At 69.1% G+C, this 24546-nt stretch carries 28 protein-coding genes and 1 tRNA gene; 12 read left to right on the top strand and 17 right to left on the bottom strand.

Going from position 1 to position 24546, the window contains the following annotated elements; all coding sequences use genetic code 11:
* Positions 1 to 224: 224 nt before the first annotated feature.
* From ASE58_RS05440 to gspL, 3 genes are read right to left on the bottom strand one after another with little or no spacing between them, the layout of a single operon-like run.
* Positions 225 to 1706 carry a GspE/PulE family protein gene (locus tag ASE58_RS05440; RefSeq protein WP_055818565.1) on the bottom strand — a complete coding sequence of 494 codons (1482 nt, stop codon included), beginning with the start codon at positions 1704 to 1706 and terminating at the stop codon, positions 225 to 227.
* A complete protein-coding gene (gspM, locus tag ASE58_RS05435) occupies positions 1703 to 2200 on the bottom strand; it encodes a type II secretion system protein GspM (protein WP_055818563.1) in 498 nt (165 codons plus the stop codon). The genes ASE58_RS05440 and gspM overlap by 4 nt, the downstream gene beginning before the upstream one ends.
* On the bottom strand, positions 2197 to 3243 hold the full coding sequence (gene gspL, locus ASE58_RS05430) for a type II secretion system protein GspL (protein WP_055819534.1): 1047 nt from the start codon (positions 3241 to 3243) through the stop codon (positions 2197 to 2199). The genes gspM and gspL overlap by 4 nt, the downstream gene beginning before the upstream one ends.
* Before the next feature lie 106 nt (positions 3244 to 3349).
* Between gspL and gspG the strand changes: the two genes are divergently transcribed.
* Genes gspG through gspD form a run of 5 tightly spaced genes read left to right on the top strand, consistent with a single transcriptional unit; the run spans position 3350 to position 7596 of the window.
* Entirely contained in the window at positions 3350 to 3802 is a 453-nt protein-coding gene (gene gspG, locus ASE58_RS05425; RefSeq protein WP_268795057.1) for a type II secretion system major pseudopilin GspG, read from the top strand.
* Entirely contained in the window at positions 3799 to 4266 is a 468-nt protein-coding gene (locus ASE58_RS05420) for a prepilin-type N-terminal cleavage/methylation domain-containing protein (RefSeq protein WP_327196331.1), read from the top strand. Before gspG ends, ASE58_RS05420 begins: the two co-directional genes overlap by 4 nt.
* 53 nt (positions 4267 to 4319) lie before the next feature.
* Complete coding sequence (gene gspI / locus ASE58_RS05415; RefSeq protein WP_235515897.1) at positions 4320 to 4754, top strand: type II secretion system minor pseudopilin GspI; 435 nt, start codon at positions 4320 to 4322, stop codon at positions 4752 to 4754.
* Complete coding sequence (locus ASE58_RS05410) at positions 4751 to 5530, top strand: type II secretion system protein N (protein WP_055818558.1); 780 nt, start codon at positions 4751 to 4753, stop codon at positions 5528 to 5530. The genes gspI and ASE58_RS05410 overlap by 4 nt, the downstream gene beginning before the upstream one ends.
* Positions 5531 to 5541: 11 nt before the next feature.
* Positions 5542 to 7596, top strand: coding sequence for a type II secretion system secretin GspD (gspD, locus tag ASE58_RS05405; RefSeq protein WP_235513496.1), 2055 nt, complete (start codon positions 5542 to 5544; stop codon positions 7594 to 7596).
* A 114-nt stretch (positions 7597 to 7710) separates the two neighbouring features.
* Here the strand turns inward: gspD and ASE58_RS05400 are convergent, their stop codons facing one another.
* The 4 genes from ASE58_RS05400 to ASE58_RS05385 form a co-directional block, all read right to left on the bottom strand.
* Complete coding sequence (locus ASE58_RS05400) at positions 7711 to 8766, bottom strand: alpha/beta hydrolase (protein ID WP_162233505.1); 1056 nt, start codon at positions 8764 to 8766, stop codon at positions 7711 to 7713.
* 63 nt (positions 8767 to 8829) lie between these two features.
* The gene (locus tag ASE58_RS05395; protein WP_055818555.1) at positions 8830 to 9456 is read right to left on the bottom strand and encodes a hypothetical protein; all 627 of its coding nucleotides are present in this window, start codon (positions 9454 to 9456) and stop codon (positions 8830 to 8832) included.
* Positions 9453 to 9728: a PadR family transcriptional regulator gene (locus tag ASE58_RS05390; RefSeq protein ID WP_055818553.1), complete on the bottom strand. Its 276-nt coding sequence runs from the start codon at positions 9726 to 9728 to the stop codon at positions 9453 to 9455. Before ASE58_RS05390 ends, ASE58_RS05395 begins: the two co-directional genes overlap by 4 nt.
* A gap of 252 nt (positions 9729 to 9980) precedes the next feature.
* Positions 9981 to 12503, bottom strand: a complete 2523-nt coding sequence (locus ASE58_RS05385) for a PhoX family protein (RefSeq protein ID WP_055818551.1) — start codon at positions 12501 to 12503, stop codon at positions 9981 to 9983.
* Between the two features lie 170 nt (positions 12504 to 12673).
* Here ASE58_RS05385 and ASE58_RS05380 point away from each other — a divergent pair, with 170 nt between their 5' ends.
* The 3 genes from ASE58_RS05380 to ASE58_RS05370 are packed head-to-tail and all read left to right on the top strand — an operon-like array spanning position 12674 to position 14069.
* Positions 12674 to 13216: a hypothetical protein gene (locus ASE58_RS05380; protein ID WP_055818549.1), complete on the top strand. Its 543-nt coding sequence runs from the start codon at positions 12674 to 12676 to the stop codon at positions 13214 to 13216.
* Positions 13213 to 13662 (top strand): hypothetical protein, encoded by a 450-nt coding sequence (locus tag ASE58_RS05375; RefSeq protein ID WP_055818547.1) that lies wholly within the window; start codon positions 13213 to 13215, stop codon positions 13660 to 13662. Before ASE58_RS05380 ends, ASE58_RS05375 begins: the two co-directional genes overlap by 4 nt.
* A complete protein-coding gene (locus tag ASE58_RS05370) occupies positions 13650 to 14069 on the top strand; it encodes a hypothetical protein (protein WP_055818545.1) in 420 nt (139 codons plus the stop codon). The genes ASE58_RS05375 and ASE58_RS05370 overlap by 13 nt, the downstream gene beginning before the upstream one ends.
* On the opposite strand, the gene ASE58_RS05365 is transcribed toward ASE58_RS05370, so the two are convergent.
* Genes ASE58_RS05365 through ASE58_RS05345 form a run of 5 tightly spaced genes read right to left on the bottom strand, consistent with a single transcriptional unit; the run spans position 14060 to position 17211 of the window.
* Positions 14060 to 14761, bottom strand: coding sequence for a hypothetical protein (locus ASE58_RS05365; RefSeq protein WP_055818543.1), 702 nt, complete (start codon positions 14759 to 14761; stop codon positions 14060 to 14062). The two genes, ASE58_RS05370 and ASE58_RS05365, sit on opposite strands and share 10 nt — an antisense overlap.
* Before the next feature lie 58 nt (positions 14762 to 14819).
* The gene (locus tag ASE58_RS05360; RefSeq protein WP_055818541.1) at positions 14820 to 15440 is read right to left on the bottom strand and encodes an ATP-binding cassette domain-containing protein; all 621 of its coding nucleotides are present in this window, start codon (positions 15438 to 15440) and stop codon (positions 14820 to 14822) included.
* Positions 15430 to 16119 carry a molybdate ABC transporter permease subunit gene (gene modB / locus ASE58_RS05355; protein ID WP_055818539.1) on the bottom strand — a complete coding sequence of 230 codons (690 nt, stop codon included), beginning with the start codon at positions 16117 to 16119 and terminating at the stop codon, positions 15430 to 15432. The genes ASE58_RS05360 and modB overlap by 11 nt, the downstream gene beginning before the upstream one ends.
* Positions 16119 to 16877, bottom strand: coding sequence for a molybdate ABC transporter substrate-binding protein (gene modA, locus ASE58_RS05350; RefSeq protein ID WP_055818537.1), 759 nt, complete (start codon positions 16875 to 16877; stop codon positions 16119 to 16121). Before modA ends, modB begins: the two co-directional genes overlap by 1 nt.
* A gap of 25 nt (positions 16878 to 16902) precedes the next feature.
* A complete protein-coding gene (locus ASE58_RS05345; RefSeq protein ID WP_055818535.1) occupies positions 16903 to 17211 on the bottom strand; it encodes a phasin family protein in 309 nt (102 codons plus the stop codon).
* Positions 17212 to 17475: 264 nt separating this feature from the next.
* On the opposite strand from ASE58_RS05345, the gene ASE58_RS17815 reads away from it, so the two are divergent.
* Positions 17476 to 17730: a hypothetical protein gene (locus ASE58_RS17815; protein ID WP_055894748.1), complete on the top strand. Its 255-nt coding sequence runs from the start codon at positions 17476 to 17478 to the stop codon at positions 17728 to 17730.
* 94 nt (positions 17731 to 17824) lie between these two features.
* On the opposite strand, the gene lepA is transcribed toward ASE58_RS17815, so the two are convergent.
* Positions 17825 to 19633, bottom strand: coding sequence for a translation elongation factor 4 (lepA, locus tag ASE58_RS05340; protein WP_055819524.1), 1809 nt, complete (start codon positions 19631 to 19633; stop codon positions 17825 to 17827).
* 163 nt (positions 19634 to 19796) lie between these two features.
* Between lepA and ASE58_RS05335 the strand changes: the two genes are divergently transcribed.
* From ASE58_RS05335 to ASE58_RS05325, 3 genes are all read left to right on the top strand, one after another.
* Positions 19797 to 19873 (top strand) — tRNA-Pro (locus tag ASE58_RS05335).
* 165 nt (positions 19874 to 20038) lie between these two features.
* Complete coding sequence (locus ASE58_RS05330) at positions 20039 to 21085, top strand: extracellular catalytic domain type 1 short-chain-length polyhydroxyalkanoate depolymerase (RefSeq protein ID WP_055818533.1); 1047 nt, start codon at positions 20039 to 20041, stop codon at positions 21083 to 21085.
* A 35-nt stretch (positions 21086 to 21120) separates the two neighbouring features.
* Positions 21121 to 21504, top strand: coding sequence for a YraN family protein (locus tag ASE58_RS05325; RefSeq protein ID WP_055758709.1), 384 nt, complete (start codon positions 21121 to 21123; stop codon positions 21502 to 21504).
* Positions 21505 to 21589: 85 nt separating this feature from the next.
* On the opposite strand, the gene ASE58_RS05320 is transcribed toward ASE58_RS05325, so the two are convergent.
* From ASE58_RS05320 to ASE58_RS05305, 4 genes are all read right to left on the bottom strand, one after another.
* The gene (locus ASE58_RS05320; RefSeq protein WP_200909299.1) at positions 21590 to 21832 is read right to left on the bottom strand and encodes a hypothetical protein; all 243 of its coding nucleotides are present in this window, start codon (positions 21830 to 21832) and stop codon (positions 21590 to 21592) included.
* A gap of 222 nt (positions 21833 to 22054) precedes the next feature.
* Complete coding sequence (locus ASE58_RS05315) at positions 22055 to 22936, bottom strand: general secretion pathway protein GspK (protein ID WP_055818529.1); 882 nt, start codon at positions 22934 to 22936, stop codon at positions 22055 to 22057.
* A complete protein-coding gene (locus tag ASE58_RS05310; protein ID WP_055818527.1) occupies positions 22933 to 23466 on the bottom strand; it encodes a type II secretion system protein GspJ in 534 nt (177 codons plus the stop codon). Before ASE58_RS05310 ends, ASE58_RS05315 begins: the two co-directional genes overlap by 4 nt.
* Positions 23463 to 24476 (bottom strand): ABC transporter substrate-binding protein, encoded by a 1014-nt coding sequence (locus ASE58_RS05305; protein WP_055758700.1) that lies wholly within the window; start codon positions 24474 to 24476, stop codon positions 23463 to 23465. The genes ASE58_RS05310 and ASE58_RS05305 overlap by 4 nt, the downstream gene beginning before the upstream one ends.
* Positions 24477 to 24546: the final 70 nt, after the last annotated feature.

Raw genomic sequence — 24546 nt, 5'->3', positions numbered from 1 at the left:
GCAGCTTCGAGCTTGTCGAGAAGCGTCCGTCGAGAACGCCTGCCGACAAGCGGAACCGTCATAGGTCACCCCTGCGGAACCCCGTTCTCGATACGATGAAGCAGGTCGGATTGTCACCCCGGACAATCCTGAACATGCCGGGGGCATGTTCACCTGCTTCATCTCGACAAGCTCGATCGCTACTCGAACCGAACGGATATTTTGGGTTGAGGGGTGGACCAAAATCACCCCTCGTCCCGCACGACCCGCGCGACCTCCTCGACCGTCGTGACCCCGGTCTTAACCTTCGCCACGCCGTCGTCCAGCAACGCCGGATTGCTCACCCGCGCCGCTCGCTCCAATTCCGCCTCGGCGACGCCGTTGTGGATCATCGCCTGCAACCGGTCGTCGACCGCGACGACCTCGTACAGCCCGGCGCGCCCGCGATAGCCTTCGTGGTGGCACGCCTCGCACCCGCCCTTGCGCCACAATTTCTTGCCCGGCTTGATCGCGCCGCCCAGCAGCACGCTGTCCGCCTCGGTCGACCGATCCTGCCACCGGCACTGCACGCACAGCCGCCGCACCAGCCGCTGCGCGACCAGCCCGACCAGCATCGGCGCCAGCAGATAGCGTTCGACCCCCATGTCGATCAGCCGCGTGACCGATCCGATCGCGGTATTGGTGTGCAGCGTCGACAGCACGAAATGGCCGGTCATCGACGACCGAACGGCGGTCTGCGCCGTTTCCTGATCGCGAATTTCACCGACCATGATGACGTCGGGGTCCTGTCGCAGGATCGCGCGCAGCCCGCGCGCGAAGGTCATGTCAGTACGCGGATTGACCTGCGTCTGGGCGATGCCGGCCAGCTCGTACTCGATCGGGTCCTCGACCGTCATCACGTTGCGGCGACGATCGTTCAGCCGGGTCAGCGCGGTGTAGAGCGTTGTCGTCTTGCCCGATCCGGTTGGCCCGGTGACCAGCAACAGCCCGTGCGGCCGCTCCAGCAACCGGGCGAACACCGCCTCGTCCCGCTCCGACATGCCAAGACCGGCAAGGTCGAGCATCATGCCGCCACGCTCCAGCAACCGCAGCACCACCCGCTCGCCATGCTGGGTCGGCATGGTCGACACGCGGGCATCGACATCGTGCCCGCCGATGCGCAGCGTCACGCGGCCGTCCTGCGGTGTGCGACGCTCGGCAATGTCGAGCTTCGCCATCACCTTGATCCGGCTGACCAGCAGCGGGGCGAGCGCGCGCGGCGGCTCGACGATATCGCGTAAGACCCCGTCGATGCGGAAGCGGACGACGAGGCGCTTTTCCTGCGTCTCGACATGGACGTCCGACGCGCCCTCCTTGATCGCCTCCAGCAACAGCGCGTTGATGAGCCGGATGACCGGCGAATCATCGCGCGCGTCGAGCAGGTCGTCGACCGCCGCCGCACTGTCGGCCAGCGCCGCAAGGTCGGTTTCGGCCAGCTCGATATCGGCCGCGGTCGACGCGCTGCCGCCATAGCTCGCCTGCAACGCCGCATCGAACGCCGCGTCCTCCAGCGCGACGAAGGGCACGCCGGGTGCTACCCGCTGCACCTCCAGCATTGCGTCCAGCGTCGCGTCGGCGCGGTGGACGCACTCCATGCCGCCCTTGCCCAGCCGGATCAGCACGCCACCCTTGCGCGCATAGCCATAGGGCAGGCGCACCGGTTCGGCGTGGAGCAGCGTGTCGGTCATGGCTGGAACTCCACGGTCGCATTGACCCGGCCCGATGTGGCGCCGCGCTGCATTGTCACCCGCCGCACGCCGATCGTGCTGGTCGATGCGACCGAACTGAGCCATGTCACCACCGCCGGATAGGGCGCGTCGGTCAGCGTCGCGGTGATGCCGCCATTCGCTTCTGCAATGGTCGGCTGCAACCCGGCGGTCGCAGCGGTTGACCCGATCACCGACTGCGGCGGCCCGGCGGCGACCGTCTGCGGTGCCGCCTCCAGCCGCCCGGCGGCGCGCACCCGTGCCATCAGCGTCTCGGCCTGGCGGATATCGGCACGCGCCTGCGCCCGCGCCGCCTGCACCGGCTTCACAACGCCATACACCAGCACCACCCCGGCGAGCAGCGCGGCCAGCGTCCCGACCAGCACCCGCTCGCGCGTGGTCAGCCCCTGCCACCAGCCGTCGAAGCGGCCCAGCGCCGCCTCGATCCGGGCGTTGCGTTTCAGCAGGACGATCATGCGCCACGCGCCACGATGCGGAGCGTTCCGCCGGGCGCCGCCACGACCTGTGCCGCGACCCCCGCCGCCGACAGTGCCGCGCGCACCCGGTCGGCCATGCCCATCTCAGGCGATTCGCAGTCGATGGTCAGCGCATTTCCCTCGAAACTCATCGTCCGCACCACCAATACCGGCCCGATCGGGCTGAGTGCCCCGCCCACGCGCGACAGCAACGGCACGAAGCGATTGCTCCCGGTCGGACGCGGCAACAGGTCGGCGACCCGCACCATGAAATCGTCGCCGCCGGTCGGCACCGCCGGCGCGGTCGTCGCGACCAGCTGTTGCAGCGCGTCGTAGCGGCGCTCGGCAATGCGTTGCAGCATCAGCGTATCGGCCACCGCGATCACCCCATGCGCCAGCGCGGCGATGCCGAGGATCATCGCGACCTTGCGCGTGGTGCTGGGCCACGCCGTCCGCCGCCGGGCATAGGCGCCCTGCCGCAGGTCGATCGGCGCCGCCGCGACGCGATCCGCCAGCGATGCCGGCGGAAATGCCACGCCGTCGCCCGCCATCGCTTCGGGCAACGGATCGCCCGACGCCGCGACCTTCGGCCGCCCCGCCGCCTCCCAAGCCGCGACCAGCATGGCCAGCGGCAACGCGAATCCGGTACCGTCGGCGGCGCGGACCAGCGCGCGACCACCGTCGACCTCGACGCTCCACCCCTCGACCGGCACCGGCAGCACCAGCGCATCGGGGAGGAACGCTGCCGTACCGATCCCGGCAGCCTCGGCGATGGCGATCCATTCGGCCATCACGCCATGCCGGACGACCGCCACCAGGTAACGCCGGTCACCGACCGCATCGCCCAGCGCCAGATGCACCGCGTCCAGCGGATCGGCGATCCGGTCCTCCACCGCAAAGGGCAACGCCGCCAGCCGTTTGGCCCGGCTGGGCAACGGCAGGTCGACGCTCAGCAGAAGGACCGATTCGGACGGCACGAGCAAGGTTGTTGCCGCCACCGTCCCATCGACTAAGATAGCTTCGCCGCCCGCGACAGCCCACACGCCGGCGGCCGGACCGGCGGGGGCGGGTTCGATTGTCACAATGGCTTCATCGTGTGGACGCATTGGGGCGTGGATGCGCATCTTATTCCGAAAGTTTCGTGACACCTTGGCCGCGAACCCCGCCGCCCGCAAGGTTTCTGTCCCTGACAATCAGGCCGGCCTGACATTGGTCGAAATGATCGTCGTGCTGGCGATCATCGCGCTGGTTGCCGCGCTGATCGTGCCCAACGTCATCAACCGCCCCGATCAGGCGCGGGTGACGACGGCGGGCACCGATATCAAGTCGATCTCCGGCGCGCTGAAAATGTACCGGCTGGACAATGGCGACTATCCGACGACGACGCAGGGGCTGAAGGCGCTGGTCGAGAAACCGACCCAGCCGCCGGTGCCGGGCGCCTACCCGCCCGACGGCTATCTGTCGCAGATGCCGCAGGACCCGTGGGGCAATCCGTACGTCTACGAATCGACCGGCGGTCGATTCGCGATCAAGTCGCTCGGCAAGGACGGCAAGCCCGGCGGCGAGGGCCTCGACGCCGATATCGACGGGTCGGCGCGCTGATCCACACCGCCGCCCATCGTCACGCCCAATCCGGCATGACCCTGATCGAGATGCTGATCGTCCTCGCCATCATTGGCGTGGCGGCAGGTGCGGTCAGCCTCGGCATCGGTGCCGCCACCCGCGCGCCCAATGTCGAGACGGAGGCGCGTCGCCTCGCCGTCCGGCTGCAGGCGGCGGCGGACGACGCCATGCTCGGCGACCGGCTGATCGCGCTCACCACCGACACGCACGGCTATGGCTTTGCGCGGGTGGGGGCAAAGGGGCTGACCCCGATCACCGACGATGCGCTGGCGTTCCATACCCTGCCCGGCGGGATGGTGATGGCACTCGACACCGCGCCGCCGGTGATCCTGGGCGTCGACGGCACCGGCCAGCCGCTGGGCGCGACCGTGACCGGTGGCGACCAGATTTGGCGGGTGCAATATGACGGCATCACCGCCCGCGCGACAAAGGTGCTGAAATGAAAATCCTCCCCGGCACGGGGAGGGGGACCGCCGCGAAGCGGTGGTGGAGGGGGGTGTCCCCGAATGCTATCGCTGCGTGTGCCGACACCCCCCTCCACCATGCTGCGCATGGTCCCCCTCCCCGTACCGGGGAGGATGCAGATGCCGGCTTTTCTTTGATCGAGGCGATGGTGGCGCTGGCGGTACTGGCGATCGCCACGGTAGGGCTGATCGGCGCGGTCGAGCAGCACATCGATTCGACCCGTGGCGTCGAACGGCGCGCGATCGCGATGTGGGTCGCCGAAAACCGGCTGGCCGATCTGGAAGTGGGGACGCCGGAGGCGGATGGGGAAACGGTCGACATGCTGGGACGGAACTGGAACGTGACGGTGAATCGAACCGCCACCAGCGATCCCGCGCTCGACCGGGTGACCATCACCGTCGCCCCCGCCGGCGAAAGCGCCGCCATGGCCCGGCTCGACGGCTTCCTGCGGAAAGACGCGGCATGATCGCTGTCGAACGCCTGAGGGTCCGCGAACGCTGGGTCGACTGGCTTGCCGCCGCCGCGATCGTGTCGGTCGCCTTCGCGCTCGCCGGCCTCGTATGGCGAATCGCGGGCCATGCCGATACCGGCGCGATCACCATCCCGTCTGCCGCCCGCGCCCGCGCGGTGACGGTCGACAGCGGACCCGCCATCGCCTGGGCGCCGTTCGGCAGCCCCACCGCCGCCGACGCGACCAGCCCCACCGGTATTCAGGCGATCCTGAAGGGCGTGGTCTTTGCCCGCCCCGCCGAACTCTCGATCTCGTTCGTATCGCTCGGCAACGAACCGGCCAAGCCGTACAAGGTCGGCGACGCGCTGGCCGGCGCGCAGGTGACCGAGATTCGCCGCGACCGCATCATCCTGAACAATGGCGGGCGGCTGGAATATCTCGCCTTCCCCGATCCGTTCGGACAGGCGACGCCGACGCCGGGCACCGCCCCCGCCCTTGCGCCCGGACAGCCGATGGCCCAACCCTCGCCCACCACCACCACCCCGCCGCCCAGCGCGCAGGCGGTGCTGTCGCGCCTGAACGCCACCCCGGTCGCGGGCGGCTATGCGATCGGCGCCAACGCCCCGCCCGGCATGCGGCAGGGCGATGTCGTGCAATCGGTCAACGGCGCGGCCATGACCGATCCGTCGGCGGTCAACTCGGCCATCGCCAGCGCCGCCGCATCGGGGCAGGCACAGATCACCATCCTTCGCGACGGCAAGCCGATCACCGTCTCCATTCCCATTCGTTAGGGTTTTCCCCCGTGCGCCACCGCTTCGCCTCCGCCTTCGTCGCCCTCGCCCTCGCCGCGACCAGCCTGTCGCCGGCCATGGCACAGACCCAGGCCGCCGATATCGTCGTCAACATGCGCGGCGTGGAGATCGCGGACGTCGCCGATCAGATCAGCCGCATCACCGGCCGCACGCTGATCCTCGACCCGAGCGTGAAGGGGCAGGTGACCGTCACCTCCGCCGAACCGCTGTCGCCCGGCGGGGTGTGGGAACTGTTCCAGTCGGTGCTGCGCGCCAACGGCTTTGCCGCGGTCCGTTCCGGAACGGCGTGGCGCATCATTCCGCAGGCGAATGCTGTGCGCGATGGCGGCGTGCGTACGCGCGGGGTCGGCGGACAGGAGCTGACGACGCGGATGGTCCGCCTGTCCAACGTCCCCTCGGCCGATGCCGCGCGGATCGTGCGGCCGCTGGTCGCCAGCTTCGGCAGCGTCGAACCGCTCACCCAGCCCAACGCGATCGTCGTCACCGACTATGCCGATAACGTCCGCCGGATCGAGGCGCTGGCCCGCTCCCTCGACGGCGGCGGCGGGTCGACCTTCGCCACGATCACGCTGACCAACGGCAACGCCGCCGATATCGCGACGGCGATGCAGGCGGTGCTGGGCGAAGGCGGCGCGCGCGTCGCGGGCGATCCGCGCAGCAACACCATCCTCGTCCGCGGCACCCCCGCCGGCGTCGCGGAGGCGCGCCGCATCGCCCAGTCGCTCGACGCGCGCGGCGGCAGCGCCACGATGTCGACCCGCGTGTTCCGCCTGAACTATGCCGATGCCGAAAGCGTGACCGAGGTGCTGCGCGGCATCCTGGGGCAGCAGCAGTCGGCGACCAACCCGGTCGCCCGCAGCCTGTCGACCATCAGCCAGCGCAACAATGCCGGCAACGCGCTGTCCGGCCTGATCGCCAATGGCGGTGCCAATGCCGGTGCACTGGCGGGGGCTGCAGGGGGCCTTGGCGGCGCAACCGGCACCGGCGGCAGCATCAGCACCGTGGGGCAGAACCAGCAGGCGACTCCGGCGCAGGGCTTCACCACCCCCGACATCACCGTCCAGCCCGCGCCCGACATCAACGCCGTCGTCGTGCGCGGCACGCCGACCGCCATCGCCCAGATCGAACGATTGATCCCGGACCTCGACGTCCGCCGCCCGCAGGTGCTGATCGAAGCGGCGATTGCCGAGATCACCGGCGAGGATGCCGAGCGCCTGTCGGTCCAGATCGGCACGGCCGGCGCGGCATTAACCCGCGTCAGCGGCGTCGGCACCTCGTTCAACAACGGCGGTGCATCGCTATCCGGCATCCTCAGCGTGCTGGGCGTGCCTGCCGCCGGACTGCTGTCGGGCGGCGGGATTGCCGGCAATATCGGCATCGGCAACGATTTCTCGATTCTGGTGCAGGCGCTCAGCACCTCGCAAAAGGCGAACCTGCTCTCCACCCCGCAGATCACCGTCCTCGACAACAAGCTCGGCGAGTTCGTCGTTGCACAGGAAGTGCCGTTCGTCACCGGCTCGATCCTGACCGGCAACGGCAACGCCAACCCGTATACGACCATCGAACGCAAGGACGTCGGCATCACCCTGCGCGTCCTGCCGCGCATCAATGCGGGCGACACCATCCGCCTCGAAGTCAGCCAGGAAGCGTCCTCGATCGCCCCGACCCAGGTCAGCGGCGCAGCGGATATCATCACCAACAAGCGTTCGGCCAACACCACCGTGCTCGCCGACAACGGCCAGACGATTATGCTGGGCGGCCTAACCAGCGACGATTACCAGCGGTTGCGCAGCCAGGTACCAATTCTAGGTAGCCTGCCGGTCATCGGTGAGCTGTTCAAAAGTCGGCAGGAATCGCGCCAGAAGCGCACGCTGTTCGTCTTCCTAAAACCCACCATCCTGCGCGACGGCGCCGACGCGGCGGCGGCCGCCCGCACCCGCTACGACCGGTTGCGGCAGGAAGAAGTGCTGCTGGGCGACAAGCGCAGCCTGCTCCTCAATCCCCCCGCCCCACGCCTGACGATGGAAATCGACGGGATTTATTGAGGCTAAGGACAGCCCCCACCGTCACCCCGGGCTTGACCCGGGGTCCCGCTTCTACTTCTTCGACGGTCGGTAAAGAGCGGGACCCCGGATCAAGTCCGGGGTGACGAAGACCGGTCAGCGATTACCCCCGACCCCCAACCGCTTTCCCAGCCACCGGTCGATCAGGTCGATCGTATCGGGATCGGAAATCGGCCAGCCGCGATACTCCGCCGTGCCGCGCTCGGTCGTCACCAGCGGCTTGAACGCATGTTCGACCTTCGGCATCCGCACCACCGTCGCATCCGGATTGCTCGCCAGCGCGCCCAGCGCGGAGGGGATGGCCAGCCGGTTGCTCACCACCGTGTCGCCGGCGGCATAGAGCGCCAGCACCGGCATCTTCATCTGCCGCAGCACCGCCCCCGGCCCGACCGTGTAGAGCGAGGACGTCGCCGGATCGCTCAACGTCTTCACCGCACCCTCCGCCTGCGCAGCCGTCCAGCCCGCCGCGACGAACGCATCGACCACCCCCGCCCGGCCCGCCGCAACCAGCCCCGGCGCACCCCCGCCAGTCAGGTCGTCCAGATAGCGTCGCGTCGCCTCGATCACCGGGGCCAGCGCGTCCGCCTTCATCCCCGACGTCGCCAGCTGCTCATGCATCGAATCGAGGAACAGCTTGCCGCGTTCCCCCGCCGGGGCGGACAGCATCACCACCGCCGTGATCGGCGGTGTCGCGACCGGCGGCGCGGCGACCGCCAGCGCCGGGCCGATCACCCCGCTCTGGCTCATCCCCAGCACCGCGATCCGCGCCGGATCGATCACATCGCCCCGCGTCCGCAGCCATGCCAGCACCGCCGCTGCATCGCGCTGTGCCACCTCCATCGCGTCGAAGAAGGTCCCGGTCGACTTGCCGACGCCGCGCTTGTCGAAGCTCAGCGTCGCGATCCCCCGCGCCAGCAACTGTTGTTCCAGCAGCGGATAGATGCCGTGTGGCGATTCCCCCGCCCCGCCCAGCAGCAGCACGACCGGCGGTCGCCGCACCCCCGGCGGCAGCCGCAGTTCTCCCGCCAGCTCGACACCCGGATCGGACGCAATCCGCACCGCCTCCCCTTTGGGCGGCGTCTGGGCAAGAAGCGGCGCGACCGGCGCTCCGATCAGCAGGGCAAGCGGCAGCAGGCGTCGTGCAGCGATCATCATCACGCTCTCCGTCGGACAGATTGGCAATAGGAAAGGGTCGGCGGCGCGGGGCCGGTCAGGTCAGGCGCTGGACCAGACGGACAGGTCGTCGTGCCAGCGCACCGCCAGCCACAACAGCGCCAGCTCCCCGCCCACGATGCCCAGTTGCGGCAAGGCGCAGGGATCGTAGAGGAACAGGATCGCCGAGAAGGCGACCATCGTCGCCAGCATCGCCGCCCCGAACCGCGCAAGGCGGGCAACGCGTTCCCAGTCGCGCTCCAGCAGCGCCCATGCCACCGCGACATGGCCCGCCCCGATCGTGCCGGTCAGCAGCACCAGCAACGGCACCCCGTCCCGATTACCGGCATGGACCGCCACGTGCGGCCAGCCACTGCCCAGCGCGCCGGCACCGACCGCCTCGAACGCCAGATAGGGGAAGCCGAGCGCCGCACTGACCAGCAACAGCCCCGCCATCGGCACCAGCACGCCGACCGCCAGCACATGCGTCGCCACCGCAAACCGCCCCTCGGGGGCCGCCACCATCGCGCGCGCGGCGCTCGACAGGCATCCGGCAGCAAAGCCCAGTCCCTCGCCAGCGTCGGCCGCTTCGCCATATTCGGCGCGCATCGCCGCTGCCCAGTCGCGCCGCGCCTCCCCCAGCCAGCAGGTCGCCAGCGCCATCAGCAGCCGGGCGAGCAGCGCGCTCACGCCGGCACCGCGCCGGACGGATCGCCATCGGGCGCATCGATCGCGATCGACCGCGCCAGCGCCAGTCCTGCCCCGGTCAGGCGATAGGCATGGCGCGGCGGGCGTCCCGGCCGGGTCGGCTCCTGCCACTGCGCCTCGACCAGCCCCTGATCCCCCATCCGCATCAGCAGCGGGTACAGCGTGCCCGACAACAGCCCGGCCTGCTTCATCAGGTCATAGCCATGCCGCCATTCCTGCGGCCGCTCCGACAGAAGCCGCAGCAGCGCGATCATCTGTTTCGAAGGGCCTCGTTCGCGCACCATGGCACAAATCAAACATATGTAGATTTAAGAGTCAACGAGAAGTGCTGTCCTACAGGCCATCCCGCTGGCAAGGTGGCTGCACTGCTCGCGCAGCCCGCCCGAACCAACCACCAACGACGTTGCGCAAAACGCGCCACGAGTGTGAACTTCGTGAACTTTGGACGCAAAACGGGCGGCGGTCGTTCGACCACCGCCCGCTCCGCCATTGGCAGGGTGCCGCGCCTACAGCGCGACCACGCCGCCGTCGTTCTTGGTGATGACGATCGTCGCCGACCGGGGGCGGGTGCCCGCCGTGCCCGCGGCGCTGGCCGAAATCACGCTGCTGCCGCTGGTCGGCAGCGCCGGCCAGTTGCTGCTGATCGCGGCGACGTTGCCGCCTTCGCCGGGATGCTGGATGTTCACGAACAGCGACCGGCCATCGGGCGTCGATTCGATGCCGGTGATCTCGCACTGGACCGGCCCGACCAGGAAGCGGCGCAGCGCCGTGCCCGGTGCCTTGCCGATGCGGGTCGTCGCGGTGCTGGTCGCCGACACGCCGGTATTGGTGATGGTGCGCGTGCCGCCATCACCGACCGAACCCGGCATCGCCGCCAGCATCATGCAGTTGGTGACGTCGGTGTACGCCCCGTCGTCGGTCTGGATCCACAGCACCGGCGTCACCTGTCCGCTGGCGTTCGACGGCCGGCCGAACCACAGCCCGTCGGGGCTGGAGAAGTCGTTGGTCGCATCCAGCGCCGACAGGTTGATGTTGGTCGGATCAAGGTCCGACCCCGCCCCGAACGCATAGACGTCCCATGCGAAGCGCGTCGCCTCGGTCGTGTCTCCGGCTTCGCGCAGGCGGATGATGTGGCCGTTGGCGTTGCCGGTCGAGCGCGACGTGCTGTTGACCTTCGGATCAATATACGACCGCGGGTTGGCGGCATCGACCTGTGCGGGGGCACGCGACGAATTGTTGGTCAGCGTGCAATACATCTCGCCGGTCGCCGGGTTGACCGCGGTCCATTCCGGCCGGTCCATCCGCGTCGCACCCACCGCATCACCGGCAAGGCGGGCGTGGGTCAGCACATCGGCCTGATCGGCGAAGGGATAGAGGCTGTTGGTCGCGGTCAGCCCGTTCTGCCCGAACACCAGCGCGATCCACTCGCCCGACCCGTCGGCGTTGAACTTCGCGACGTACAGCGTACCCGCATCGAGATACTTGTCGCCAATGGCCAGCCGGTTGCTGGCGGTCGCATCCGCCTCGCTCCACGCGGTGTTCGACACGAACTTGTAGATATATTCGTTCTGCGCGTCGTCGCCCATGTAGAAGGCGGGCTTGACCCCGGCGATGGCGCGCCCCGGACAGCAGCCTTCGTGGTTCATGCGGCCAAGCGCCGTGCGCTTGCGCGGGGTCGAGGTCGGGTCATAGGGATCGATCTCGACGCACCAGCCATATTGGTTCGGTTCGTTGCGGAAATCGCCGGTGCCGCCGACCGGCTTGGTCGGGTCGATCGTCGCGTTGAACTTGCCGATCAGCGTCGCGCCGCTCGTCGCCTCGGCCGCCGTGGTCCAGCCGTAATTGCCGCTGCGCTGCGACAGGCCATAGCGGGTGAACGCCTGCGTCGACTTGGCCCCGACCAGCGCGGTGCGGGTCGTGTTGTCGCCAGTGTCGCGCCGGAAATAACCCGCCCAGTTTTCCTCACAGGTCATGTACGTGCCCCACGGCATATGCCCGTTGGCGCAGTTGTTGATCGTGCCGCGCCCGGTCGTGCCATCGGGCGAATAGGCGGTGAACAGTAGTGGGCTACCCTTCACCGGGCCGCTGAATGCGGTCGGGGTATAGGGGGTGATGCGGCGGTTGAGCGACGATCCCTGGACATAGCTCCATGCCAGCGTGGACGACGACCGGGTGACCTCGACCACCGACACGCCGTGGCATTCCATTTCCTTGACGACTTCCGACGTCGGCCGCGCGCCGTTCACCACCGTCTGCCCGTTGATGTGCAGATATTGTTCGGAGATATTCTCGTGGTTCATCACCAGCAGGCCGCGCGTCGAATTGTTCGCGTCCGGCGTGTTGGCGCTGGCGGCCAGCCCGAAATAGCTCATGCCGTCATGGTGATCGCCCGCACGCGCCGAATAGCCGGTGTCGGTGCCGTTATTGGCGAACGCCGACGTCGCGGCGTTGATCGGATCGCCCAGGCGATAGAGCACGCTGGCGGTATAGCCCGACGGCACGCTCACGATATCGGCGAGGCTGCGCGCGACGGCGGCGAAGCCCAGCGTCGGCGGCGATACCGCGACGGTGATGTCGCTGCTGCTCGCCGCACCCTTCGCGTCGGTCGCGGTATAGCGGATGACGACATTGGTCGCGGCCGACACGGCGGGCGCGATGAAGGTCGCGGTGCCCGGCGTCGTGCTCGAAATCGCAACGGTCGGGCCCGACACCTGGGTAAAGGTCTGGGTGACGATCGCATTGTCGTCGGTGGCGGTGCCGGTCAGCGTGACGACGCGGCCCGCGCTGGTCGCACCGCTCGACGTGGCGCCGACCACCGGGGGCGTATTGTCGATGCCCTGCACCTTGTCGTCGCACGCCGCGAGCAGCGATCCGCCGAACACCGCGACCGCCGCGGTCGACGCACCGCCGCGCAGTGCCTGGCGCCGCGAATAACGCTGGTCGACCAGTTCCTGCAGGCTGGGGCCGGTGCTGGGGTTGGTTTCGATATCGCCATCGTCATAACCGATGGTCAGGTCGGTGTTCGCCATTGTAATTCCCCGCATAACTGGACACCGGCCACGCCGGCACCCTCCCTGTCCCCTTCGTTGGCGCATCGCTGCGACAGCGCGGTTGCGGATCGATGAAGCCTGCATGGCGAAACGACGACAGTTCGATGACTGGCTTGTGCCCCCGCCGATGCCGGGCGTAGGGAACGGGGATGGCCGCCGACCCCCGCCCCGCCAATGACAGCGCGCCGATCCGGCCCAGCCTGTTCGACCGGGCGGTGGACGCCGCCCGGCGGGATCGCCCGCCCGCCCCGCCCCCGGCACCCACTCCGCCCCGCGCGCCGATCGACCGGGCATCGCTGCTGCTGGCCGCCGCGATCCTCGCCACGCCGCTGCTGACGTGGGGCGGTGCCGCCGTGCTGACCGCCCGCGCGCAGGAGGAGGGCCGCGCCATCGCCCGCCGTACCGCGCCGCGGATCGCGGAACAGGCGGCGGCACAGCGTGCCCGCGTCCTGCTGCAACAGGCATGGCGCCTGCCGACGCTCGGCACCACGCTCGAAGCAACCGCCCGCGATCTGCCAAAGGATGCCGCGCTGCTGCGGGTCGAGCGCGACGGCGCGGGCGATGTGTCGATGGAGGTCGTCGCCCCCGATCCCGACCGCGTAGTCGCGGCGCTGCCCGGCCTGCGCGCGACGGCGCAGGCGCGGACCGATGGCGACGGGCGGATGCGCGTCACGCTGGAGCAGCGGCGGTGACCCCGCGCCTGCCGCTGATCGCGTGCGGCGTCGCCGCGCTGCTGGCGATCCCCGCCTGTAACGCACTCGGCGATCTTGCCGCCGCCCGTGCCGCGCGCGATGCCGCCGGGGTCGAGGCGAGCGCAACCGTCCCGCCGCTCGCCACCGCCGACGCCGCCTTTCCCGCCGACAATGCCGCCGACGCCCGCGCGCGCCTGACCGCGCGGGTGCGCGCCGATGCCGCGCGCGGCGGGGTGCTGGTCGAAACCCTCGCCCCCGATCCCGCCGCCCCGGCACCGCTCACCGTCCTGACGCTGCGCGCGTCGGGCACCGAAAAGGCTGTCGTCGCCTTTGCCGACACGCTGGAGCGCGCACGCCCCGCCATCCGGGCGCGGGCATGGCGGCTGACCGCCGCACCCGGCGGCGTGCGGCTCGACGCGACGCTGGTGGCACCATGGCGGGGCTGAGCCTGCGCCAACACGCGCTGCTGGCCGGCGCGGTGTTGGTCGCGCTGGCGGTGCCGCCGTGGCTGCTGCGCGAACCGGCATCGGCAACGGTCACGCCGGTCGCTACGCCTCCGCTCGCCGCGCCGGCCGCGCCGCCGCCGCTGCGCGCCGCCTTTGCCCGCACGCTCTTCGCCCCGCCCGCCGCCGACGCGCTCCCCGCCGATGCGCCGCAGCTGCTCGGCGTCGTCGGCCGGCTCGGCCGCGACGCGGTGGCGCTGGTGCGCGGCAGCGACGGCACCCGCACCCTGTCCCCCGGCGACAGCATCGATGGCTGGCAGCTCCGCAGCCTCGCCATCGACGCTGCCTATTTCACCCGTGGCGGGCAAAGCGCACGGGTGCCGATGCCCGGCAGCGACGATCAGCGATAGGCGATCTTCACCCGCACGTCGTTGCCCATCGCCGGGTCGTTGAGCGGCGCCAGATAGGCATTGCCGCGCTTGGAAATCTCCAGCGCCTGTGCGCCGGCCGGGGCCAGCGCGGTGGCACTGGCCAGCGGCTGTTCGGCGCGGTGGTACATATGCACCCGCTTGCTCTCGCACCCGCCGATCGCATCGAGCAACCCCATCAGCGGCATCGCCAACAACGACGCCTGCGCCTTCGCCATCGACAGCATCACCCGGCATTGCAGCCGCAGGTCGCCCAGCCGTCGGTCGGTCGGCGTCGTGCCCGTCGACAGCACGATCGGCCGCAACGACATGCCTTGCGACTGCGCGGGCGCGGTCAGGAACCACCGCCCTTTCGGCAGTTCGCCGAACGCGATCCGCCCATCGCCGTCGACCGCCACCGGCATAGCCTGTCCGGCATCGTTGCGCAGCGTGATCGGGATCGTCGCCGCGGGAATTCGGCTGCTGCCGCGCCACAGTTCGAACCGCAGCGCACCGTTCGGGGCCAGTTCGCTGCGATCCCCGGCAAAGCGGCGCTGCCCGGCGCGCAGCACCTTCGCATCCAGCTTCAGCGGCTTGCCGGCGGTGACCACGATGTCGGGACCATCCGGTTCGACCTCCTGCGCCATTGCCGGAGCCGCCATCACCATCGCCACGCCCACCATCGCCATCCGCATCGCACACTCCCGATCGTTACGGGTGCAACATCACCTGCGGATTGCGGCGGAAGGATGGTCACATCGCGACGATCCGCGTCGCCAGCCGCTCCGCCTCCGCCGCATCGTGCGTCACATACAAGATCGGCAGGCGCAGCGCGTCGCGCAGCCGCTCGATCGTCGCCATTACCTCTTCGCGCCGCGCCCGGTCGAGCGAGGACAGCGGCTCGTCCATCAACAGAAACCGCGCGCCCGACAGCAGCGCCCGCCCGATCGCCACCCGCTTCGCCTCGCCCCCCGACAAGGTGGCCGGCCAGCGGTCGAGCAACCCGCCCAGCCCCAGCAACGCCACCATGTCGTCAAAGCCGATCGGCGGCTCGCCCCGCCCCATGCCATAGCGCAGATTGGCCGCGACCCGGCGATGCGGGAACAGGCGCGGCGCCTGGAACACGTAACCGGCCCGGCGATCGGGCACCGACACGTCGATCCCCGCCGCCGCATCGAACAGCGTGACGCCACCGACCCGGACATGGCCCGCCGCCGGCCGCAGCAATCCGGCGACCATGTTCAGCACGCTCGACTTGCCCACGCCCGACGGGCCGAACAGCACCGTCAGCCCATTGTCGCGTCCGTCATCGGGCACCACCGCGCCGACCACCGCCTCGCCCAGCCGGACGGTTACGTCGATGTCAAAGGACATGGACCCTCCGCCCGCCACGCCGCACCAGCCATTCGGACGCGACCAGCGCGATGAGCGACAGCGCGACCGACATGCCCGCCAGCCGCACCACGCTCGTCTCGCCGCCCGGCACCTGCAACGCGCTATAAATGGCGAGCGGCAGCGTCGCGGTCTCGCCCGGCACGTTGGAGACGAAGGTGATCGTCGCGCCGAATTCGCCCAGCGCCCGCGCGAACCCCAGCACCATGCCCGCCAGCACGCCCGGCAGGCTGAGCGGCGCGGTCACGCTCCAGAACACCCGCGCCCGGCTGGCGCCCAGCGTCCGCGCGACGCTTTCCAGCCGCCGGTCGACGCCCTCGATCGACAGGCGGATCGCGCGGACCATCAGCGGCAATGCCATCACCGCCGCCGCGATCGCCGCCCCGCTCCAGCGGAACAGCACGCTGACGCCGAACCACGTCTCCAGCCAGCGGCCGATCGGCCCGGTCGGCGCAAACGCCAGCAGCAACAGCCACCCGGTGACGACCGGCGGCAGCACCAGCGGCAGGTGGACGATCCCGTCCAGCACCACCCGCCCCGGAAACCGCCCCCGCGCCAATATCCATGCCAGCGCATAGGCGACCGGCAGCGCGACCAGCATCGCCACGCCCCCGATCTTCAACGACAGCAGGACGATCGCCCATTCGGCGTCATCGGGCATCAGCGTGGGCTGAATCCGTATCGCACAAAGATCGCGCGGCCCGCCGGGCTGACCAGGAACCGGCGGAACCGCTCACCCTCGACATTCCGCGACGCCTTCAGCCGGGCGATGGGATAGGTGATCGGCGGATGGCTCGCGGCGGGAAAGACGCCGACGACCCGGACCTTTGCCGACGCCTTCGCATCGGTCGCATAGACGATGCCGAGCGGCACGGCACCGCGCTCGACCAGCGCCAGCGCGGCGCGGACATTCTCCGCGCGCACCACCGACGGCGCCACCGCGTCCCAGCCGCGCAGCGCGGTCAGCGCCGCCTTGCCATAGCGTCCCGCCGGCACCGCATCGGGATCGGCCATCGCCAGCCGCCCGCCGTTCAGCGCCGGCCGCAGGTCGACACCGGGCCTGAGCGTCACGCGCACCCGGCTGTCGACCGGCGCGACCAGCACCAGCCGGTTGCCGAGCAGGTTGACCCGGCTTCCGTTGGCCAGCAGCCCGCGCTTGTCGAGGTCGTCCATCCATTCGACGTCGGCCGACACGAACAGGTCGGCGGGCGCTCCCGCCGCCGCCTGTCGCGCCAGCGCCGAACTGGCGGCAAAGGACAGCGTCGGGCGGATATGGCCGCGCTTCGCCCAGGCATCGGCCGCCGCGTTCATCGATTCCTGCAGGCTCGCCGCCGCCAGCACGATCGGCGGCCGCGGCTGCGCAACCACCGGTCCGGCGAGCATCAGCCCCGCCAGCAGCAGCAATATCCGCCGTATCATCTCGCCCCCCGTGTGTTGCCGGCGATCAGCCGCGTCCGGTCATCTGCCCGACGGCGCTGCGACCGAACTGGGCGATCATCTCGCTGACCTCGCGTGCCTGCGCCATCGACCGGGCACCCTGGTCGCGCAGATAGTCCGACTGGATGCGCATGACTTCAGCGACATCGTTCGCCTGTGCCGCCGCCCGCATGGCGCGAAACGCCTCCTGCGTATTCGCCTCCGCCTGCGACAGGATGGCCAAGCCGAGCTGCGATCCCTGCTCGGTCATCGCGCTGCCGGCGGCACGCATCCGCTCGCTGGCGGCGGCGGCGGGATTCGAATCGGTGTCGGCCATCGGTTGCTCCTGTCGCGGATAAAATAATACGGAGCGCAGGACGCTCGTGGCCTAAGAAGGTTCCGGCCGGCAGATCGGAAATCCGGCGCCCGACTCGCTGATGCGACCCTGCACATCGCCGATCACCCCTGATTCTGACAGTTTCCTGACCGAACCGAAAAAATATTTTCGGCTCGCCGTGGATGGCAAACGCTACATCGCAGTTGCGAACAGCCTACGGGATGAATGTCTCATTTTGGAACATCCCCCTCCACATGGCCCGTTTTGCACCGCAGCAATTTTCGCGCCGCCACGATCAGGCACAACCCGATCACACTGAAATTCGCCGAATTTTTGCATTTCGGAAATTTGCAATCGTCGTTTTTTTGGGACAGTTTGTCGCAAGAGAAAAGCAGGAGGGTTGAGAGGATGCATAGCAAGTATTCGGGACGTACGACGATCGCGACCCTCGCTGGTCTGGCCGCGCTGGGATGGGCCGGTGTCGCGCTCACCGTTCAGATGGTGATGAACGTCCTCTGACGATCTGATCCCGCCAAGCTAAAAAAGGGCCGGCGCTGCCACAGCGCCGGCCCTTTTTGCATGCGGAAACGGCGCGGCCCGCGGGCCGCGCGCCTTAGTTGTCGTCGCCCATGCGCAGCGCAGCGATGAACGCCTCCTGCGGGATGCTGACCGATCCGTATTCGCGCATCTTCGCCTTGCCCTTCTTCTGCTTGTCCAGCAGCTTGCGCTTGCGGCTGGCGTCGCCGCCATAGCATTTGGCGGTCACGTCCTTGCGCATCGCGCTGATCGTCTCGCGCGCAATCACCTTGCCGCCGATCGCCGCCTGGATCGGAATCTTGAACAGGTGGCGCGGGATCAGTTCCTTCAACCGCTCGACCATGCCGCGCCCACGCGTCTCGGCAGTACCGCGGTGGACGATCATCGACAGCGCATCGACCGGCTCCTCGTTGACGAGGATGCTCATCTTGACCAGATCACCCTCGCGATAGCCGATCTGCTCGTAGTCGAAGCTGGCATAGCCCTTCGACAGCGACTTCAGCCGGTCATAGAAATCGAACACGACTTCGTTCAGCGGCAATTCGTACACCGCCTGCGCACGCCCGCCGACATAGGTCAGGTTCATCTGGATACCGCGCCGGTCCTGACACAGCTTCAGGATGCCGCCCAGATATTCGTCGGGGACATAGATCGTCGCCTGAATCCACGGCTCGCTGATCGTCTTGATCTTGTTGACGTCGGGCATGTCGGCCGGATTGTGCAGGTCGATCTGCGTGATGCCGGCCGGATCGGGATGGGTCAACTCGATCTGGTACACCACCGACGGCGCGGTGGTGATAAGGTCGAGGTCATATTCGCGCGTCAGCCGCTCCTGGATGATCTCCAGATGCAGCAGCCCGAGGAACCCGCAGCGGAAGCCGAAGCCTAGCGCCGCCGAGCTTTCCATCTCGAACGTGAAGCTCGCGTCGTTCAGCCGCAGCTTGCTGATCGATTCGCGCAGCTTGTCGAAATCGGCGGCATCGACCGGGAACAGGCCGCAGAACACCACCGACTGCACTTCCTTGAATCCGGGCAGCGGTTCGGCGGTCGGGCGCTTGGCGTCGGTGATCGTGTCGCCGACCATCGTCTGCGCCACTTCCTTGATCTGCGCGGTGATGAAGCCGATCTCGCCTGGACCCAGGTCGGGCAGTTGCTCGATCTTCGGCCGGAACGCCCCCACCCGGTCGACCAGGTGCGTCGTGTCGGCGTTCATGAACTTGATCTGCTGGCCCTTGCGGATCGATCCGTCGATCACCCGGATCAGGATGACGACGCCCAGATACGGGTCGTACCAGCTGTCGACCAGCATCGCCTTCAGCGGCGCGCCCGCATCGCCCTTGGGCGCCGGGATATGCTCGACGATCGCGTCGAGGATCTCGTCGATCCCGATCCCCGCCTTCGCCGAGGCCAGCACGGCATGCGCGGTATCGAGGCCGATCAGGTCCTCGATCTCGGTCTTCACCCGTTCCGGCTCGGCAGCGGGCAGGTCGATCTTGTTGATGACCGGGATGATCTCATGGTCATGCTCGATCGATTGATAGACGTTGGCCAGCGTCTGCGCCTCGACCCCCTGCGCCGCATCGACCACCAGCAGCGCGCCCTCGCACGCCGCAAGGCTGCGCGACACTTCATAGGCGAAGTCGACATGCCCCGGCGTGTCCATCAGGTTCAGGACATGGCCCTTCCATTCCAGGCGCACGGTCTGCGCCTTGATGGTGATGCCGCGTTCCTTTTCGATGTCCATGTTGTCGAGCACCTGCGCCGACATCTCGCGCTCGGCGAGGCCGCCGGTACGCTGGATCAGCCGGTCGGCCAGCGTCGACTTGCCATGGTCGATATGGGCGATGATCGAGAAATTACGCAGTTTGTCGAGCGGAGTGGCCACGGTCACACATTCGGAAAGAGTAGGATGCAAGCGCCCCTAGCAGCTTCCCCGCCAAAGCCAAACAGGCGGGCATACGAATCCCGCTTGCGGACCCCGAAACCGCCCGCTATAGGCGCGCCTCCAAGCAACGGCATGGCCCCAAACGGCCCGGTCGATACTCCGTCGGGGAGTAGCTCAGCCTGGTAGAGCACTGCCTTCGGGAGGCAGGGGCCGGAGGTTCGAATCCTCTCTCCCCGACCATTGGATGTTTGCCGCAAACGGCATCCCCATTGATTTCAGCGGTTTGACGGCGGCGGGTGCTACCCGGCGTCGCCACTTTCCGTGTCCGGGCCATTGTGCATTGCAGCATAGCCGCCATATCCTTCCCATGGTATCCACCGATACCGCGCGGAAGGAACCGGAATCATGGTGTCGCTCTCCACTACCATTGCGAACCTGTCGCGGATGCAGGGCGTCGGCCCGGCGCATGTGCCCGACCGGCTGCACGACCTGACCGGCTTTACGCCCGATCCCGGCAATCTGCGCGCGCGGGTCCATATTCCCGCCGACCTGCGGCCCGGTGCCGCGCTGGTCGTGGCGCTGCACGGCTGTACGCAGGACGCGGCGGTCTATGATCACGGCACCGGCTGGTCGACGCTGGCCGACCGTGAGGGGTTCGCCGTGCTGTTCCCCGAACAGCGCCGCGCGAACAACGCCAATCTGTGCTTCAACTGGTTCGAGGCCGCCGATATCGGCCGCCACGGCGGGGAAGCCGAATCGATCGCGGCGATGATCGATCAGGTGGTGGCGGCCCACGCGATCGATCCGGCACGGGTGTTCATCACCGGCCTGTCGGCGGGCGGCGCGATGACCGCGGTGATGCTGGCGACCTGGCCCGAACGCTTTGCCGCCGGGGCGATCATCGGCGGCCTGCCCTATGGCACCGCGATCGGCGTCCGCGCCGCGCTGGAGCGGATGCACGGCGCCGCCGCCACCGACACGCTCGCCATCGCCCCCGCCTCGGCCATCCCGCGCGTCGCCATCTGGCACGGCACCGCCGATGCGACCGTCGTCCTTGCCAACAGCGACGCGCTGGTCCGCCAGTGGCGTGCCGTCCACGCCCTGCCCACCGAACCGCAGCAGGCCGGCAAGGGCCCGAACTGGTCGCACCGCGCATGGTGCGATGCACGGGGTCATGCGCTGGTCGAGGAATGGCGCATCGCCGGCATGGGCCACGGCGTGCCGGTCGATCCGGCGAGCGGCATCGGCGCGGCGGGGCCGTTCATGCTCGATGTCGGCCTGTCGAGCACGCTGGAGATCGCGCGCGGCTGGAGCCTGGTCGCGCCCGCGCTCGACGCCGAAGTATCGCCGCCCGCCCGTCCCGCACCCGTTTCCCCTGCTCCGGCAGCGGCACCGACCGGGGTGCAGGCGACGATCGAACATGCCCTGCGCACCGCCGGCCTGATGCGCTGACTTGCCGGGCGGGCGGCCGGGCGGCACACAGGGTCATGCTCGCCCGCCCACCCCGCCCCCGTTCGCGTGCCTCGCGCATCGCCGCCGACGATGCCGGCCGCCGGGGCGAACGCATCGCCGGCTGGTGGCTACGGCTGAAAGGCTGGCGCATCCTCGCGCGCCGCGTGCGGACGAAAGCGGGCGAGGTCGACCTGATTGCAAGGCGCGGGAACATCGTTGCCTTCGTCGAGGTTAAAACGCGCGCCACCGCCGCCGACCTCGACCACGCCATCGACGAACGCCGGTTGGCGCGGGTGGCAGCAGCGGCGGAGTTGCTCGCCCCAACCTATGCGGAGGGCTGCGACATGCGGATCGACGTCATCCTCCTCGCGCCGCGCACGGCTCCGCGTCATATCGAGAATGCGTGGATCGGGTATTGAGCGATTTCGTGGCGGTTATCGCCTGGTTATGAACGCCACCCGCCATGCACACGCATTTCCACAGCGGCCACTCCGGCCCTCAACTTCAGATGTAGCCCGAGACGATCGCATATTCCCGCATTTCGTCGAGCAACGCGTTACAGGCGGCATCCTCCGTCGAGAAAATCGACAGCCCGGTTTCGAGCCCACGCTCCGCGTAGAAAGTCTCCCACGCACCGTTCCCTTCCCGAATCCCAAAGCATCCGGAGGGCACAGACGTTTGCGCGCTAAGCATGTGGAGGGGGATGCCTTCCAACTTCATCTGCTCAATGAGATCGTCTCTCGTCATCAAGCTGGGAGCTATCACCGCTACCGCTCGCTTTCTAGCTTTCCGCTCCGGTGAAAGCCGACAGCTAACCATTGTATTGAGCCAATCCCGCTTTCCTACAGCCGCCGAGCCTGCGACCATCCTCGCTGGTCGCCCGTCGCCCCGCTCCTTGACACCGCCGCACCACCCCAACACAACGCGCGCAAAACGCGGCAAGTGTGAACTTAGTGAACTTTGGCCGATTCAGCCTGTGAAATCAGGTGCTTCGGGCGGAATGGCCGCATTGCGCCAGCGCTCCACCGGCACCGCCACCGGCACGCTCTGCGCACCCTCCTTCCGCTCGACCCGCTGGATCAGCGTCGCGCCCTGCTGCGCCGTGCCGCCGATGGTTGCGCGGGTGCGGACCCAGAAATGGTCGGACTTGAACCGCGTGCCGCCGGGCATCGTCACATCCTCGCGCGACAGGTCGTCCTTCGACAGATAGCCCTGCCGGTTGCGGATCGCGATCAGCCGCTGGGCCTTGTCCGGTTCGAACAGCACCGCCATCAATTCGGGCGTCGCCGCGTTCAGGTTGATCGCGGTATCGCCCGGCAGCGCGGTCACCATTCGCGCCAGCAGCTGCGCCTGCTCGGGTGGCAGGAACACCGCCAGCGGCCGCAGATCCTGCACCGGACCGCGGTCGCGGATCAGCGCGATGGCGGCGACCGCCTTCTCCTCCTCGATCCCCGCCGCCTTGGCGATACGCAGGAACAGCAGCTGCGGGATCGGGTCCAGATCGCGCCGCACCGAATTGACGTTGAAGCGCCCCTCGGCATCGGCAATCGCCAGGTCGAAGCTGCCGCCCTCGATCGCAATGCCGTTCTCGCTGATCGCGCCCCACGGTTCGCCCGGATAGTCCGCCTCCGGCGCCACCCGCGCGTCGCGTTGCAGCGCCGACAGCGCCGACAGCTCGCCACCGCGCACGATCGCCAGTGCCCGCGACGCCTCCCGCGAGCGGATCGACCGGTCGAGCGCCACTTCCTCGCGGCTGATCATCAGCAGGACCAGCCCGCTGGCGATCGCCACGAACATCAGCACGTTGACGAGGATCATGCCCTGCTCGCGCTCCGGCACCCGCCCGCTCATGTCGTCTTCGCCGCGATCGGCAGCGTCACGACCCGGCGCAGGTTCCCCCCGCCCGGACCCCCAACCTGCAACTCCACCACCACCGCGCGCGGCCAGTCGAGCGCGCGGTCGGGTGCCGGCGGCCAGCTGTCGCGCCAGCCGCCGTCGAAATAGCGCCAGCGCGCCGCCGCGACCTGATCCAGCACCAGCTGCGCGCGACCATCGACCACCCGCTGCAACTGCCCCTCGGCGACGCGGTATCCGACCCCGATCGACGGCCCGCCCAGCCCCGGTGCACTGCGCCGGAACCGGACGCCCGCCGCGTCGCCACCCATTGGCCCCGGCGCGATCTGGTCGAGGTCGGACGAGATCACCACCATCGCGCGCTGCAGATCGGCCACCCGGTCCAGCCGCGCCTCGGTGCGCCCATCCACCCCGATCACGCTGTCGACCAGCGCCAGCCCCGCCACCGCGATCAGCGCGAACAGGCCGAGCGAGATCATCAGTTCGAGCAGGGTGAAGCCACCCTCCCCGGCACGCGCGCGCGTCATGCCCCGCGGCTCTCCGCCACCTTCTCGTACACGCCGTTGGTCGGCACCAGGATCGCAAAGTCGCGCGCGCAGCTGCCGTCCGACCGGAACCGCACCGGCCCGGTCACGCCGTCGAACCCGGCCTCGCGCAACACGCCTTCGCGCGTCATCTGGTCGCTGTCGCGCAGCGCCTTGGCGATCAGCGCGGCATCGTTGCCCAGCGCCGCGATGGCACCGGGCCGCCCGCCATTGCGCGCGGCATAGGCGGTGGCGAAGCTCGCGAACTTCGCCGGATCGGGGCTGGCGATCCACGCCCCCTCCAGCGCGGTCAGCGCGTCTGGGCGATAGTCGAGCGTCTGCATCGTCGCCAGCAACTGCATCCCCCGGTTCCTGAGCACCGGCGCGATCGCCACTGCCGTTCCGGGCACGAACGCCGCATCGCCCTCGACGCCCGGCGGGATCGTCGCCCCGGTCACCGGCACGATGGTCAGCCCCAGATCGGCCTCGCTCGCCCGCGCCGCCGCGACCGATGCCTGCGACCACGGCGTCCCGTCATCGACCGCCACGATCCGACGCACGCCGCGCGACCGGGCGTAGCTCAGGATCGCCGCCGTCGCCTGTGCGGGCGTAATCCCGAACACGAACGCCGATCCGCCCCGCGCCGCTGCATCGTTGGTCAGCGCCACGACCGGCACGCTGACCGCCGCCGCCACCGCGCGCGTCTCCGCCGCCGACAACGGCCCCAGCAGCATCGCCACCCCGCGCTTCACCGCCGCCCGCGCCGCATTCGCCGCGCCTGCTGCCGTGCCGCCGGTATCGATCACCGTGATCGCGCCCGCATCGGTTTGCGCAAGCATCGCCGCATTGCGTATGCTAAGCCCCAGCGCCGCGCGGTCTCCGGTCAGCGGAACCAGCAACGCGGCGGAGCGCTTGGCCCGTTTCGCAGCCATCAGGGGGGACGCGACCGATGCCACCGACGACAGCAGCACCGCATCGCGCAGCAAGTGAAGCGTCGAGCGCCGCGATCGCATTATCGAGTCCTTCGAGGTTGCTGGCACGTCGGCGTAGTATCCGCTTCGCCGCCCTCGGCATAGCCTCGTT

Origin of the sequence: Sphingomonas sp. Leaf9, assembly GCF_001421355.1 — a bacterium.
In the GTDB taxonomy this organism is placed as follows: Bacteria; Pseudomonadota; Alphaproteobacteria; order Sphingomonadales; family Sphingomonadaceae; genus Sphingomonas.
The sequence above is the reverse complement of the archived record's forward strand: the minus strand, read 5'-3'. Positions and strand labels throughout refer to the sequence as shown.

Coding starts and splice junctions, on each gene's coding strand:
- ASE58_RS05305 (WP_055758700.1), bottom strand. CDS start 24,476: ATGCGATCGCGGCGCTCGACGCTTCACTTGCTGCGCGATGCGGTGCTG.
- modA (WP_055818537.1), bottom strand. CDS start 16,877: ATGATACGGCGGATATTGCTGCTGCTGGCGGGGCTGATGCTCGCCGGA.
- ASE58_RS05330 (WP_055818533.1), top strand. CDS start 20,039: ATGGTGTCGCTCTCCACTACCATTGCGAACCTGTCGCGGATGCAGGGC.
- ASE58_RS05360 (WP_055818541.1), bottom strand. CDS start 15,440: ATGTCCTTTGACATCGACGTAACCGTCCGGCTGGGCGAGGCGGTGGTC.
- ASE58_RS05390 (WP_055818553.1), bottom strand. CDS start 9,728: ATGATCGCGCTGCTGCGGCTTCTGTCGGAGCGGCCGCAGGAATGGCGG.
- ASE58_RS05365 (WP_055818543.1), bottom strand. CDS start 14,761: ATGCGGATGGCGATGGTGGGCGTGGCGATGGTGATGGCGGCTCCGGCA.
- ASE58_RS05325 (WP_055758709.1), top strand. CDS start 21,121: ATGCTCGCCCGCCCACCCCGCCCCCGTTCGCGTGCCTCGCGCATCGCC.
- ASE58_RS05370 (WP_055818545.1), top strand. CDS start 13,650: ATGGCGGGGCTGAGCCTGCGCCAACACGCGCTGCTGGCCGGCGCGGTG.
- ASE58_RS05310 (WP_055818527.1), bottom strand. CDS start 23,466: ATGACGCGCGCGCGTGCCGGGGAGGGTGGCTTCACCCTGCTCGAACTG.
- ASE58_RS05315 (WP_055818529.1), bottom strand. CDS start 22,936: ATGAGCGGGCGGGTGCCGGAGCGCGAGCAGGGCATGATCCTCGTCAAC.
- modB (WP_055818539.1), bottom strand. CDS start 16,119: ATGCCCGATGACGCCGAATGGGCGATCGTCCTGCTGTCGTTGAAGATC.
- gspM (WP_055818563.1), bottom strand. CDS start 2,200: ATGATCGTCCTGCTGAAACGCAACGCCCGGATCGAGGCGGCGCTGGGC.
- ASE58_RS05400 (WP_162233505.1), bottom strand. CDS start 8,766: ATGATCGCTGCACGACGCCTGCTGCCGCTTGCCCTGCTGATCGGAGCG.
- ASE58_RS05320 (WP_200909299.1), bottom strand. CDS start 21,832: ATGACGAGAGACGATCTCATTGAGCAGATGAAGTTGGAAGGCATCCCC.
- ASE58_RS05440 (WP_055818565.1), bottom strand. CDS start 1,706: ATGACCGACACGCTGCTCCACGCCGAACCGGTGCGCCTGCCCTATGGC.
- ASE58_RS05410 (WP_055818558.1), top strand. CDS start 4,751: ATGATCGCTGTCGAACGCCTGAGGGTCCGCGAACGCTGGGTCGACTGG.
- ASE58_RS05385 (WP_055818551.1), bottom strand. CDS start 12,503: ATGGCGAACACCGACCTGACCATCGGTTATGACGATGGCGATATCGAA.
- ASE58_RS05380 (WP_055818549.1), top strand. CDS start 12,674: ATGGCCGCCGACCCCCGCCCCGCCAATGACAGCGCGCCGATCCGGCCC.
- ASE58_RS05345 (WP_055818535.1), bottom strand. CDS start 17,211: ATGGCCGACACCGATTCGAATCCCGCCGCCGCCGCCAGCGAGCGGATG.